Source organism: Mesorhizobium sp. M7A.F.Ca.US.002.01.1.1 (genome assembly GCF_004022955.1).
GTDB lineage: Bacteria > Pseudomonadota > Alphaproteobacteria > Rhizobiales > Rhizobiaceae > Mesorhizobium > Mesorhizobium ciceri.
The window spans coordinates 1-12,630 of sequence record NZ_RZQE01000141.1 but is presented as its reverse complement, the minus strand read 5'-3'; the positions used below and the strand labels follow the sequence as shown (position 1 = coordinate 12,630).

General features: G+C 65.0%; 10 protein-coding genes. All 10 read right to left on the bottom strand.

Annotated elements, in window-relative coordinates; genetic code table 11:
* Positions 1 to 937 (bottom strand): AraC family transcriptional regulator (locus tag EN932_RS16055; protein WP_164890501.1); only part of this gene is annotated, 937 nt, incomplete at its 3' end.
* 205 nt (positions 938 to 1,142) lie between these two features.
* Positions 1,143 to 2,024, bottom strand: a complete 882-nt coding sequence (locus EN932_RS16050) for a DMT family transporter (protein ID WP_063168594.1) — start codon at positions 2,022 to 2,024, stop codon at positions 1,143 to 1,145.
* A 126-nt stretch (positions 2,025 to 2,150) separates the two neighbouring features.
* The gene (locus EN932_RS16045; protein ID WP_127385814.1) at positions 2,151 to 3,647 is read right to left on the bottom strand and encodes a sulfatase; all 1,497 of its coding nucleotides are present in this window, start codon (positions 3,645 to 3,647) and stop codon (positions 2,151 to 2,153) included.
* Between the two features lie 91 nt (positions 3,648 to 3,738).
* Positions 3,739 to 4,716, bottom strand: coding sequence for an aliphatic sulfonate ABC transporter substrate-binding protein (locus tag EN932_RS16040; RefSeq protein WP_127385815.1), 978 nt, complete (start codon positions 4,714 to 4,716; stop codon positions 3,739 to 3,741).
* Between the two features lie 18 nt (positions 4,717 to 4,734).
* Positions 4,735 to 5,493 carry an ABC transporter ATP-binding protein gene (locus tag EN932_RS16035; RefSeq protein WP_127370138.1) on the bottom strand — a complete coding sequence of 253 codons (759 nt, stop codon included), beginning with the start codon at positions 5,491 to 5,493 and terminating at the stop codon, positions 4,735 to 4,737.
* Complete coding sequence (locus EN932_RS16030; RefSeq protein ID WP_084015832.1) at positions 5,493 to 6,296, bottom strand: ABC transporter permease; 804 nt, start codon at positions 6,294 to 6,296, stop codon at positions 5,493 to 5,495. Before EN932_RS16030 ends, EN932_RS16035 begins: the two co-directional genes overlap by 1 nt.
* A complete protein-coding gene (locus tag EN932_RS16025; RefSeq protein WP_024501675.1) occupies positions 6,293 to 7,423 on the bottom strand; it encodes an ROK family transcriptional regulator in 1,131 nt (376 codons plus the stop codon). Before EN932_RS16025 ends, EN932_RS16030 begins: the two co-directional genes overlap by 4 nt.
* A gap of 226 nt (positions 7,424 to 7,649) precedes the next feature.
* A complete protein-coding gene (locus EN932_RS16020) occupies positions 7,650 to 8,735 on the bottom strand; it encodes a histidine kinase dimerization/phosphoacceptor domain -containing protein (RefSeq protein ID WP_127366291.1) in 1,086 nt (361 codons plus the stop codon).
* A gap of 143 nt (positions 8,736 to 8,878) precedes the next feature.
* Positions 8,879 to 10,369, bottom strand: coding sequence for an efflux transporter outer membrane subunit (locus tag EN932_RS16015; RefSeq protein ID WP_127369601.1), 1,491 nt, complete (start codon positions 10,367 to 10,369; stop codon positions 8,879 to 8,881).
* A gap of 12 nt (positions 10,370 to 10,381) precedes the next feature.
* Positions 10,382 to 12,630: efflux RND transporter permease subunit (locus tag EN932_RS16010; protein ID WP_128368911.1), on the bottom strand; the 2,249-nt coding region annotated here is incomplete at its 5' end.

The following is a 12,630-nucleotide window of genomic DNA, read 5'->3' as shown; positions in this document are numbered from 1 at the left end:
AGCCGAAGCGGCGGCGGAAGCAGCGGTTGAAATAGGACACGTCGGAAAAACCGCTGAGCAGCGCGATCTCGCTGATCCGCATGCGGTCGTTGCGCCTGTCGGACAGCATCCGATGCGCCCTCTGCAAGCGCAGTTCGAGAATGCGCTCGGCAAAGCTCACCCCGGTTTCCTGCAGCAGGTCATGGACATAGCGGACCGAGAGCCGCAATTGCCCGGCAACGCCCTGCGCCGAAATGGCGGGATCGGCGAAATTGTCCCGCATCTTCTGCAGTATGGCCTGCAGCCTTGCCGCGCGCAGACCGCGCAGGCCCGCCAGTTCGGCCGCTTCGCCCTTGGCGCCGGTCGCCAGGCCGATCAGGTCGACGATGGTTTCGGTGGCGTGGCCGATGAGGTCGGGCGAGACCAGGGCCGGGCCTGCTTCCAGGAAGCTGCAATAGCGCTTGAGCATGCCGAGCGCCTCATTGTCGGCGCCGACGGTCAACGCCAGCCGATCCTCTATATGAGCGAAGGCATTTTCCAGCACGGCACGGGGAAGCACCACATTGGCCCAGACATTGCTGTCGCCGCCGGTCATCTGCAACGCTTCCGAAGCCGAGACCAGGGCGGCCTCGCCTTTGCCGACGTGATAATCGCGGCCGATCTGCGTGCCGCTGAGCACCGTATCGCCATTGTTGACCAGCAACAGATAGCCGTCGCGACCGTCGGCGGCGATATTGCCCGCCTTGCGGCTGGCATGACGTATCGTCCCGGCCATCTGCCCAAGCACCAGCGACCCGACAGCGGTGGCTTCGATCGCGGCTTCGAACGACAGTCTTTCCGAAATCGTGTATTCGACCGACCATATCTCGGCGACATGGACGTCCTGCCAGAGCGCGAAGCGTGCGCGATGATCCAGATGCGGCGGCAGATCCGCCGATGAGAAGACGTTCTTTTGCAAGGGACGACCGGCCTTTTCTACAATCGCGTCTTCACTTCGACACGCACCGTATTGGACCAGATCACGGTCTGTCCAGAGCCGGAAATACTTGTGCGCCAGGCGACAATTTCAGTGCCGTCCTGAACAAGGATTGGCCTGATTTCGCGGATCTGGCTGGCTGAATTTCGGATTACTCGAAAATACCCAGTGCCGACGAATCGTTCCCCTACTCCGGCGATGGAACCGGCGGCCGTGATGTCAGCGCCGTGCCGAAGGCGGCGACAACAACGGCAGCGATCCCGGCCAGTTGCGTCGCGGTCAGGCTTTCATGCAGGAACAGGAAGCCGGCCAGTGCACCAAGCCCAGGCTCCAGGCAGGTCAGCGTGCCGTAGATGCGCGCCGGCATGCGGGTCAGCGCCACCATCTCCAGGAAGAACGGCAATGCGCTGGAAAACAGGCCGACGAGTAGCGCGCTGACCAGGATCGACGGGGCCAGCAGCGCGGATCCCGCCTGGGCGACACCGAAGGGCAGCACCAGCACGGCGGCGATGGCCATGCCGTAGGCGGTGGTGCGGGTGCCAAGCTCCGCGCCGGCCTTCTGGGCCAGCACGATGTAGAGCGCCCAGAAGCCGCCGGCCGCCAGCGCCAGCATCACCCCGATCGGATCAAGCGGCGCGAGGGAACGAACGAAGGGCGACAACAGCAGGATGCCGGCCACCGCCAGCGCGATCCAGGCAAAGTCGCTGGCGCGTCGCGAAGTCAAGGTCGCCACCAGAAGCGGGCCGGTAAACTCCAGCGCCACCGCGATGCCGAGCGGAATCCTGGCCAGCGCTGCGTAGAACAGGAGGTTGAGGGCGGCGAGCGTCACTCCATAAGCGACCAGCCACGGCATGGTGGCACGCGAGGGCCGCATCTGCCAGGGCCGCAGCACCGCGATCAGCATCAGCGCACCGATGACCAGCCTGAGCGTCGTCGTCCCTTGCGCGCCGATCTGCGGGAACAGGCCTTTGGCGAAGGTGGCGCCGATCTGGATCGACACCATGGCGCCCATCAGTGCTGCGACAGGCAAGGGCGCCGCTTCGCGACGGGCAATCGGCGTCGGTGTCACGTGATCCCATCCTCCATATCGCCGGGTCCAAACCCGACCGGCGGCATGGAGATAGGGCGAACCGGCCGGCCTGTCGTGAGGCAGCGGCAACTGGCTGCTAGGGCACGGCCAAGTGCCGCCGGCCGGTCAGTTCAGGGATTTGCGCCGTGGCGGCGGTGCCGGGTGGCGCTGCTCGAGGGCCGCTGCCGCATCGGTGCGGCCGGTCCGGCGCAGTCTTTCGAGATAGGCCGGCAACTCGCCAAGGCAATGGAACGGCCCGCCTTCCCGGATCACCGTCACCAGCGGGTCGACATCGCTGTCGCTGCGGATGGCCATGGCGCTGCGCCAGTCCTCGAGCAGCCGGCTGGCATGATCGACCACATCGCTTCGGGAGCCTGAGAGATCATGCTGCTCATGCGGATCCTCACTCAGATTGAACAGGCTGACCGGGCCGAAATCCTTGTAGCCGTCATGATAGGTGCGCAGCATCAGCCAGTCGGCCCCGCCGAGCCGGAACCGCACGCCGCGCTGTACCGCCCACGCACCCTGGCTCAGCACCAGGAAATCGCGGCCACCTTCCTCCTTCGCGGCAAGCGCCGGTGCAAAGGAGCGCCCGTCCCAAAGCGCCGGAACGTTGCCGCCGAGCCGGTCGATCAGCGTGGCGGCCCAGTCGAAATGATAGTGAAGGCCGCCATTGACGCCGCGCATGTCCTCGGCGCCGGGCCAGCGGATGACCAGCGGCACGTTGCAGGTGAATTCGTCGGCCGTCTGATGATCACCCCAGACGTTGAGCTCGCCGAGGTTTTCGCCATGATCGGCGCCGATGACGATGATCGTGTCGTCGAACAGGCCTTGCCGCTTCAACTCCTCGACGATGAGACCGACATGATAATCGGCATAGAGCACGCCGGTGTCGTAGCCGTCGAACCAGGCCTTGACGGTGTCCATGTCGCTGATCGGCGACGGCATGCGCCGGTATTTCGATCCGCCCGGCTCGACGTCGAAGCCCGAGGGTTCCTGCGGGCTGTGCGGGCCGTAGCCAGCATGGCTCTTCTCGAATACCGCCCTGGTCATCCAGTCGGGAAGCGGTTGGTCGGCGAAGGGGTCGCCGAAAGCGTCCGGCGCGCGATAGGGTGTATGCGGGTCCCAGACATTGACATGCAGGAACCACTTTTTTGCCGAGCCATTGCGCTTCAGCCAGTCGATCGCCAGGCCCGAAACCTCGTCGGCGTTCTCCATGCCGGCCTTGCCGGGATTGATGATCTCGTTAAAGCCGGCATACCAATGCCAGCAGCCATGCCGTTCGCCAAAACTGCTGATGGTCGTGGTGTGGTAGCCAAGATCGCGCAGCGCCCGCATCCAGCCTTCCTCGTAGAAGGTGCCGGCCCAGGCTCGCTCGGCGCCTTCGCGGAACGGCTCGCAGGCGGTGCCGCCATGGCCGACCACGCCGGTCCGCATTCCGTGGCGGCCGCTCCACAGCGCCGTGCGCGACGGATGGCAAGGCACATCGGACACATAGACGTTCTCGAAGCGGATGCCCTCGCCGGCAAGGCTGTCGATGACGGGAGAGGTGTTGCGATGATAGCCGTAGCAGCCGAGGTGGTCGCGCCTGAGGCTGTCGATGTCGATGTAGAGAACGTTCATGGATGGCTCGTCGCTGCTGTGATTGTCAGGAAACAGGCCCCGGTTCGCTGCCGGGGCTTGCGGTTTGCAAGGGGCGATTTCAAGATGGCCGTCAGGCCGAAATGTATTGATCGCCCAGATAATAGTCCTTGGGATCGAGCGAGGTCTCGAGCTTGCCGAAGGTCTTGAACAGGTCGTTCATCGTCGAGAACCAGCCGTTCACGGTGCCGTCCTTGGTCAGCTTGATCAGTTCGGCCGAGGTCATGAAGCGGCCATAGCCGGCCTCCGTCTTCAACTGGTCGGCCGGAATGCCGAGCAGCTTGGAGGTGATCTCGATCGCCTTGTCCTGGTTGGCGGCACGAAAATCCTGCGCGTCCTTGATGGCGCGCACCACGTTGCGGACGAGATCGGGATTGCCCTCGACCAAATCGTTGCGGGCAATGAAGACGCTCGGAAATGTGGTCTGCGGATAGAAGTCGTCGTTCTTGGCCAGCTCCATCAGATCGGGAACGCTCTTCTGGATGATGCCGACGAACGGATACCAGATGCCGGCCGCGTCGACCTGCTTGGAGGCGAAGGCCGCCACGATGGTGCTCGGGTCCATCTGCACGATGTCGAGGTCGGTCATCGCCATACCGGCCTTGCGCAGCGCCAGCCGCAACAGCATGTCGCCCGAGGTGCCGGCCGCGATCGCGACCTTCTTGCCCTTGAGGCCGGCGATGGACGTGATGCCGGCTTGGGCGATCACCCGGTCCGAGAAACCGACATCGTTGACGGCGATGATCTTGGCCTTGCCGCTCGCCGGCAGCCACAGCGCGCCCGGTCCGAGATAGCCGAATTCCAGGCTGTTGGCGCCAAGCGCCTGGACCTGGATGGGGCCGTTGGTGAAGACCTTGATATCGGCATCGACGCCGTGCTTGGCATAGAAGCCCTGGTCGGCCGCGACGCCGGCCACGCTGGCGCCCCAGAAGTCGCCGTTGTAGCCGATGCGTGCCGCCGTTCCCGCCGCTCCGGCAGGGATGCCAGAGGCAGCGAACGCGGCAAGTGCCGCCGATGATGCGATGAGGTTACGTCTTGTCAGTGTCACCATACTCTCCTCCTGTCACTGTTACTGGTGGTAAACGGCTTGCCAGACGCGGTTGCGGATGCTCATGAACTCCGCCGAAAGCCGGATTTCCTCGGTTCTTGGGTAAGGCAGGCCGACTTCGATGATCTCCTGCAGCCTGCCGGGCCGCGCCGCCATGACGATGACGCGGTTGGCGAGGTAGACCGCCTCGTCGACATCGTGGGTGATGAACATCACGGTGCGCCGCTCCCGGCTCCAGGTGTCGAGCAACTGGTCCTGGAGCTGCACGCGGGTCAGTGCGTCGAGCGCCCCGAAGGGCTCGTCCATCAAAAGGATCGAGGGATCGACCGCATAGGCCCGTGCGATCGCGCAACGCTGCTTCATGCCGCCCGAAAGCGTCTTCGGCAGCGCGTCGGCGAAGTCGCCAAGGCCGACGAGATCGATGAAACGCTCGGCGATCTGCCGGCGGCGCGAAGCTTCCTCGCCCTTGATGCGCAGCCCGAACTCGACGTTCTGGCGTACGGTGAGCCAGGGAAACAGCGCGTATTGCTGGAAGATCATGCCGCGCTCCGGACCCGGCCCCTCGACCGCCTTGCCATCGACCAGCACGGTGCCCTCGCTCGGCTTCAGCAGGCCGGCCGCGATGTTGAGCGCGGTCGACTTACCGCAGCCGGACGGACCGACGACGGTGACGAATTCGCCGTCGGCGATGTCGAGCGACAGCCGGTCAAGCGCGACGAAGGCATTGTCCTTGAGGTCGAACCGGCGCGTGACCTTGTCGAAGACGATCTTGGGCGGCATCACACGCGCTCCTGCCAGACGGTCAGCCGGCGCTCGATCACCAAAAGGATGCGATCCATGGCAAGGCCGAGAAGGCCGATGGTGATCAGGCTGACGAAGATGGTCGGCAGGTCGTAGTAGAGTTGCGCCTGCTGCATGCGGAAACCGAGGCCGGTCTGCGCGGCGATCAGTTCGGCGGCCACCAGCGTCGCCCAGGCCGAGCCGAGGCCGATGCGCACGCCGACCAGGATGAACGGCGTCGATGCGGGAATGATGACGCGCAGGAAGATGGTCATGTCCTTGGCGCCGAGCACGCGCGCGGCGTTGATCATCGTCTTGTCGACGCTGATGACGCCCTGATAGGTGGCGACGACGCTGGCCAGGAAGGAGGCCAGGAAGATGACGAAGACCTTTGGCGTCTCGTCGATGCCCATCGTTACGATCGCCAGCGGAATGATGGCCAGCGGTGGGATCATGCGGAAGAACTGCAGATACGGCTCGATAAGCGAGCGCGCGACCTTGTACCAGCCCATGACGAAGCCGACCGGGATCGCCAGGATGACGCCGAGGAGAAAGCCGGTCATCACCCGAGCCAGGCTCGACGTGATGTCGGTGGCGAGCTGCCCGTTTGCGATCAGATCGATAAACCTGGACGCAACCTGTGGCGGTGGCGGCAGGCCCACCGCGCCGCCCGCCGTCAGCACCCACCAGATGGCGATGCCGGCGACGAGACCGCAGAGATTGAGCGCGAGACCGCGATAGTCGATACCCCGATCCTCGTTCGAGCCGCCGCCGGAGCGTGTCGTCTTCGACGCTTCGCTCATCGCGACACCCCCGAATAGAAAAAATGGTCGAGCGCCGCCGCAGCAGCACCGATGGCGCCGGCACCTGGGCCAAGGCTCGACCGCTCGACCCGCAGCACGTCGCGCATCGGCGGCAGGACGCGTGGCGGAACGCCCCGCCTTATATGATCGATGAAGCTTTCCGGGGCTTCGGCCAGGTGACCGCCAAAGACGATCAGATCGGGATTGAGCAAATTGGTCGCCGTCGCTATGGCCGTCGTCAGATGCCGGAGCGCCGCGTTCCAGACGTCGGGGTATTTCTCCACCGCGGCCAGCAGGCGCCTGGGATGAGGCGTGTCGATATGGGCGGCGCGGGCCAGCGCGCGTTCGGACAGGAATGTCTCCAGGCAGCCCGCATTGCCGCAGGCGCAACGCTCGCCATCCTCGACCACCTGGACATGGCCGAGCTCGACGGCCCCGTAGCCGCCGGGACGGAACGGCATGCCGTTGATCACCAGGCCGGCGCCGAGGCCGGTGCGCAGATAGATGTAGAGCAGCGCGGTCGTGTCGCGCCCGATGCCGTAGCGCGATTCCGCCAGCGCCATCGCGCTGACATTGTGCTCGACCACCACCGGCATACGCAGCGCCGTTTCGAGTTCGTCGGCGAACGGCACGTCCTTCCAGTCGTAATTGACCGACTGCAGGTTGCGGCGGCGCTTGGTGTCCACCGGTCCCGGCACGCCGAGCCCCAGGCCGATCAGGCGCGAACGGTCGACGCCGGTCTTCTTGATCAATTGCTCGACGATCCGCACCACCATGCCGATCACCGCGGCGGGTTCGCTGGTGGCGGTGTCGAAATGCTGCGAGGCCATGGCTTTCGAGGCGGCCCTGAGGTCGGTGATGGTCGCGTCGATCGTTCCCGCGCCAATGTGCACGCCAACCACGGACAGGGCGTCGGGCACCAGCGCGACGCCGATCGCCGGCCGGCCGACGGGTGCATCGCCGGCAGTGGCCTGGTTGAGCTCGACCACGGTGCCTTCCCGCAGGAGATGGGCCGTCAGATGGGTCAGGGCGGTGGGCGACAGCGAGGTGCGCCGCGCCAGTTCGGCGCGCGACTGCGGACCGTCGTCGCGCAGGATTCGCAGGATCGCTCCGTGGTGCGCGCCCATTCTTCCTCCCTATTATTTTCTAATGTTAATAAATTAATTAAGCCTGTCAAGCACGGCAAAGCGCGGCTTGCGACTGGCATCGATGCACCTGGGTTTCACCCTACCCTGCCGCTGGAGTAGGGGCATTGACGCGAGGGGAGATAGCGGGGAAGGCAAGGCCGTCATGAGTAGGTCGAAGATCAGCCAAGCGGAGACGGCCACCTATGCCGCTTGGCTCCCGCGCGCGCTAAGCTGCGGTGGCAGCCGAGCGCTTGAACAGGATGGTCACCCGCGTGCCCTCGCCGGCGCTCGACGTCACGTCGAACTCCGCCTTGGCATTCTCGGTCAGCGAGCGGGCGATCAGCGCGCCGAGTTTGCCGCGCTTGGGCCAGCTCTCGCCGTCCGGCAGGCCAATGCCGTCATCGGCGACCACGATGCGGCAGCCATCGCCGTCAACGATGCTGTGCAGCGTGATCGTACCGCCGTCGCGCCCCTGGAAGGCATGTTTGAGCGCATTGGTCAAAAGTTCGTTCACCACCAGCCCGGTCGGCATGGCGACATTGATCGACACCGGATAGGTGTCGACCTTCATGTCGAGGCGGATGCCCTCGACCGCATGCGAGTTCATGACCGCCGACGCGATCTGGCTGAGATAGACACCAAGATCGACCTCATCCTTGCCATCGTCCCCCGACAGCGTCTGGTAGAGGATCGCCAGCGCATCGACGCGCCCCGCCAGCCTCTCGAAACGCTTCTGGTCCGGTTCGGCCGCGTTGCGCGTCTCCATCCGGATCAGCGCGGTGATCATCTGCAGATTGTTCTTCACCCGGTGCTGGAGTTCGCGCAGCAGCGTGTCCTTCTCACGGATGCGCTCGTCGATCGATCGCGCATCTTCGGTTTCGCCATGGGCCGAAACGTCGACCAGCGCCACCAGCCGGAAGCAGGCCTTGCCATTGTCGTCCTCGATGACGTTGGAATAGACGTCGACGATAGTCGGTTGGCCTTCCTTCCGCTCCAGCCGGAACGTGCCGATGAAATCAGTGTCCTCGACCACGGCCTCGAACAGCGGCCGGTCCTTCTGCTTGTGCAGGCCGGTGCCGGAAAGCGCCGCCCAGTGTTGGCGAGCGAGCATCGCCGCCTTGAGGCCGGACAGTTTCTCGAATTCCGGATTGGCATAGACGACACGCTCCTTCGAACCCAGGTCCGAGACGGCAATGGCGATCGGCACCTGGTCGAGGAACTTCTTGAACTGTTCGCTTTCGAGCGCGCTGGCAAGGTCCGGCGTTTCGAGCAGCTGCCCGACCGCTTCGGCCTTCTGTGTATCGGATGTCATCTGCGGCGCCTATGCTGTGTGGGCACCATCAATAACAGCGATGCGATCACCCCGCCATCGCCAAACATGGAGTCCGCATTTTCACGCCCCGCATCGGCGATGGCGGCGTGTCTGCCGAATTGACGCCGCTGCCTGAGAGCGCCTCAGGAGGCCGGCTTCGACGCCAGCCGTGGACCGGCCTTGACGTCGACGATCTCCGGCTTGGCGCTGTCGACCGCGCCATCCCAGCCGCCGCCGAGCGCCTTGTTGAGGGCGATGTAGTTGGTCGCCAGCAGGACGCGGCTTTGCAGCAGCGAGTCCTCGGCCGAATAGAGCGAGCGCTGGGCGTCGAGCACGTCGAGGAGGCTTGTCTCGCCGGCCTTGTAGAGCGTGCCTTCGAGACTTGCCGCCTCGCCATAGGACTTCGCGGACGAGGCGAGCTTGCCGATCCGGATGCGCTCCTGCGACAACAGCACCAGCGCGTTCTCGACATCCTCGAGCGCCGTCAGCACCGAAGACCGGTAAGCGATGAAATACTGATCGCGTTGCGCCTTGGCGACCTCGACGGCCGCCTGCAATTGGCCGGCATTGAACAGCGGCACACTCAGCGTCGGCCCGAACGACCAGCCGATCGACGAATTCTTGCCGAGATCGCCAAGCTTCAGCGCCGCCGTGCTGATGTCTCCCGTCAGGCTGACCGATGGATAGCGGGCGGCTTCGGCCTGGCCGATCTTGGCGGTATATTGCGCATATTGGCGCTCCGCCATGCGCAAATCGGGCCGCGATAGCAGGAGGTCGGCGGGAATTCCGGTGGGCATCGGCAGGCGCGGTGCAGGAATGGGCGCGACCCGCTTCAGCCGCTCGTTGAGCGAGGCAGGCGGCCGGCCGGCCAACACCGCGAGACGATGCACGGCCTGCGTATAACTTGCCTCCAGCGTCGGAACGGCGGCTTCGGTGCTCGCTGCCTGCCCCATCGCCTTGGCGACATCGGCGGCGGTCGCCGTGCCCGCCTGCGCCATGGTGCGGGTAAGTTCGGCGGTCTGCCTTTGCGACGCGGCCGAACGACGGGCGAGCGCGATGCGGGCCTGGTAGCCGCGCGCCTGGGTATAATAGGAAGCGACATCGCCGACCAGGGTGAGAAGCGTCGAGCGCAGTTCCTCCTGCGAGGCGTTCAGCCCGTAGCGCGCGGCCTCTACGCCCCTCCGGTTGGCGCCGAACAGGTCGAGCTCCCAGCTTGCATCGAAGCCGGCCTGGTACTCGCTGTAGGTGGCGTCAGAGCCTGATGTGGTCTCGGCCGACTTGTTGCGGGAGGCCGAGCCGGAGCCGTCGGCCGAAGGCAGCAATGTGCCGGCACTCTGGCGATAGCTGGCGCGCGCCTCGCGGATTTTTGCCTTGGCGGTGGCGACATCGAGATTGCCGGCAACCGCTTCCTCGACAAGCGTGTTCAGCTCGGGATCGCGTAGCCGCTGCCACCATTTTGACAGTCGTGCCGGCTGGGCAGGCTTTGTCGGCTTCTGGCCGCTCCAATTCGCCGGCATTGCCATTATCGGTGTCTGATAATCCGGACCGACGACGCATCCCGCGAGCAGGACAGCGGTGAGCATGGGCGCAAGAAGCCGCCTCGCGGCCACCGAGCCACGTTCCAAACCTGTCATGTGAAGTTTTCCTTATTGCTGGGTGGCCGTCACCGGCGTCTCGCCCGTATCTGGTTTGGCCGCCCTGCCCTTGAAGATGCGCCGCACCGTGACGAACAATAGCGGCACCAGGAAGACGCCGATCACCGTCGCCGCGATCATGCCGCCCATCACGCCGATGCCGACCGAGTTCTGCGCGCCCGAGCCCGCACCGCTGGCGATCGCCAGCGGCAGCACACCGAGGATGAAGGCCAGCGACGTCATCAGGATCGGCCGCAGCCGTTGTCGCGCCGCCTCCAGCGTCGCCTCGACCAGCCCCATCCCGGCGGCTTGCCGCTCGATGGCGAACTCGACGATGAGGATGGCGTTCTTGGCGGCGAGACCGATCGTGGTCAAAAGGCCGACCTTGAAATAAACGTCGTTGGACTGGCCGAACAGGCTGGCCGCCAGCAGCGCGCCGAAGATGCCGATCGGCACCGACAGCATGACCGCGAACGGGATCGACCAGCTCTCGTAGAGTGCGGCCAGGCACAGGAACACGACCAGCGCCGAAATCGCGTAGAGCGACAGCGCCTGGTTGCCGGAAAGCTTCTCCTGGTGCGACAGCCCGGTCCACTCGTGCGAATAGCCGGCGGGCAGTTGCGCGACGAGCTTGTCGATCTCGTCCATGGCGGCACCCGAGCTGACGCCCGTGGCCGCCGCGCCCTGGATCTCGACCGCCGCCGAACCATTGTAGCGCTCCAGCCTGGGCGAGCCGAATGTCCAGTGGCTGGAGGCAAAGGCCGAGAACGGCACCATGGCGCCGCTGGCGTTGCGGACCTGCCATTTGTCCAAATCTTCCGGCTGCATGCGGAAGTTCGGGTCCGACTGCAGATAGACCGGTTTCACCCGCCCGCGATCGATGAAGTCGTTGACGTAATCGCTGCCCCAGGCGGTCGAAAGCGTGTTGTTGATGTCGGCCAGGCTGACGCCCAGCGCGCTGGCCTTCTCCTGGTCGATGTCGACCGAGAATTGCGGCTGGTCTTCCTGGCCGTTGGGCCTTGTGTTGGCGAGCACCTTGCTCTGCCCGGCCAGGGCCAGAAGCTGGTTGCGCGTCTGGATCAGCGCGTCATGGCCGGCGCCGTTGACGTCCTGCAGGTAGAAGTCGAAGCCGTTGGTATTGCCGAAGCCCTGGATGGCGGGAGGCGCGAGCGCGAAGACCTGCGCGTCCCTGATCTTCGAAAACGCGCCCATCGCCCGGCCGGCGATGGCCTGCGCGGCGGAAGCCGGCGATTTGCGCAGGTCGAAATCCTTCAGCCGCACGAAAGCGATGCCGACATTCTGCCCTGCGCCGCCGAAGCCGAAGCCGGAGGCGGTGAACACCCCGTCGACGACGTCCTTCTCCTGGTTGAGATAATGGTCGGTCACTTCTGCCAGCACGCGCTCCGTGCGATCCTGCGTCGCGCCGACCGGCAGCTGCACGCTGGTGATCAGGATGCCCTGGTCCTCTTCCGGCAGGAACGAGCTCGGCAGCCGGGCAAACATCCAGCCCACGGCAACGACGATGGCCAGGAACATGACGAGGAAGCGCCAGGATCGGTTGATGATGCCGTGCGAGCCGTCGCGGTAGGCAAGCGTGCCGCGGTCGAAGACACGGTTGAACCAGCCGAACGGGCCGGTCTGCGTCGCGTGGTCCTTGGGCGGCCGCAGGATGGTGGCGCAAAGTGCGGGCGTCAGCACAAGGGCGACCAGCACGGACAGCACCATCGCCGAGACGATGGTCACCGAGAATTGCCGGTAGATGATGCCGGTCGAGCCGCCGAAGAAAGCCATCGGCACGAACACGGCCGAAAGCACCGTGGCGATGCCGATCAGCGCGCCGGTGATTTCGTGCATCGACTTGCGCGTCGCCTCCTTCGGCGACAGGCCTTCCTCCTGCATCACGCGTTCGACATTCTCGACGACGACGATGGCGTCGTCGACCAAGAGGCCGATGGCCAGCACCATGGCGAACATGGTCAGTGTGTTGACGGAATAGCCGAACAGCGACAGCACGCCGAACGTGCCGAGCAGCACCACCGGCACGGCGATCGTCGGGATGATGGTGGCGCGCAAATTCTGCAGGAAGATGAACATCACCAGGAACACCAGCACGATCGCTTCGGCCAGCGTCTTGACCACTTCCTCGATCGACAGCCGCACGAAAGGCGAGGTGTCGTAGGGATAGACGACCTCGACCCCTTGCGGGAAGGTCGAGCTCAGCCGGGCGATCGTCGAACGCACCGCTTCGGCGGTGTTGATGG

Coding starts and splice junctions, on each gene's coding strand:
- EN932_RS16045 (WP_127385814.1), bottom strand. CDS start 3,647: ATGAACGTTCTCTACATCGACATCGACAGCCTCAGGCGCGACCACCTC.
- EN932_RS16040 (WP_127385815.1), bottom strand. CDS start 4,716: ATGGTGACACTGACAAGACGTAACCTCATCGCATCATCGGCGGCACTT.
- EN932_RS16035 (WP_127370138.1), bottom strand. CDS start 5,493: ATGCCGCCCAAGATCGTCTTCGACAAGGTCACGCGCCGGTTCGACCTC.
- EN932_RS16030 (WP_084015832.1), bottom strand. CDS start 6,296: ATGAGCGAAGCGTCGAAGACGACACGCTCCGGCGGCGGCTCGAACGAG.
- EN932_RS16025 (WP_024501675.1), bottom strand. CDS start 7,423: ATGGGCGCGCACCACGGAGCGATCCTGCGAATCCTGCGCGACGACGGT.
- EN932_RS16020 (WP_127366291.1), bottom strand. CDS start 8,735: ATGACATCCGATACACAGAAGGCCGAAGCGGTCGGGCAGCTGCTCGAA.
- EN932_RS16015 (WP_127369601.1), bottom strand. CDS start 10,369: ATGACAGGTTTGGAACGTGGCTCGGTGGCCGCGAGGCGGCTTCTTGCG.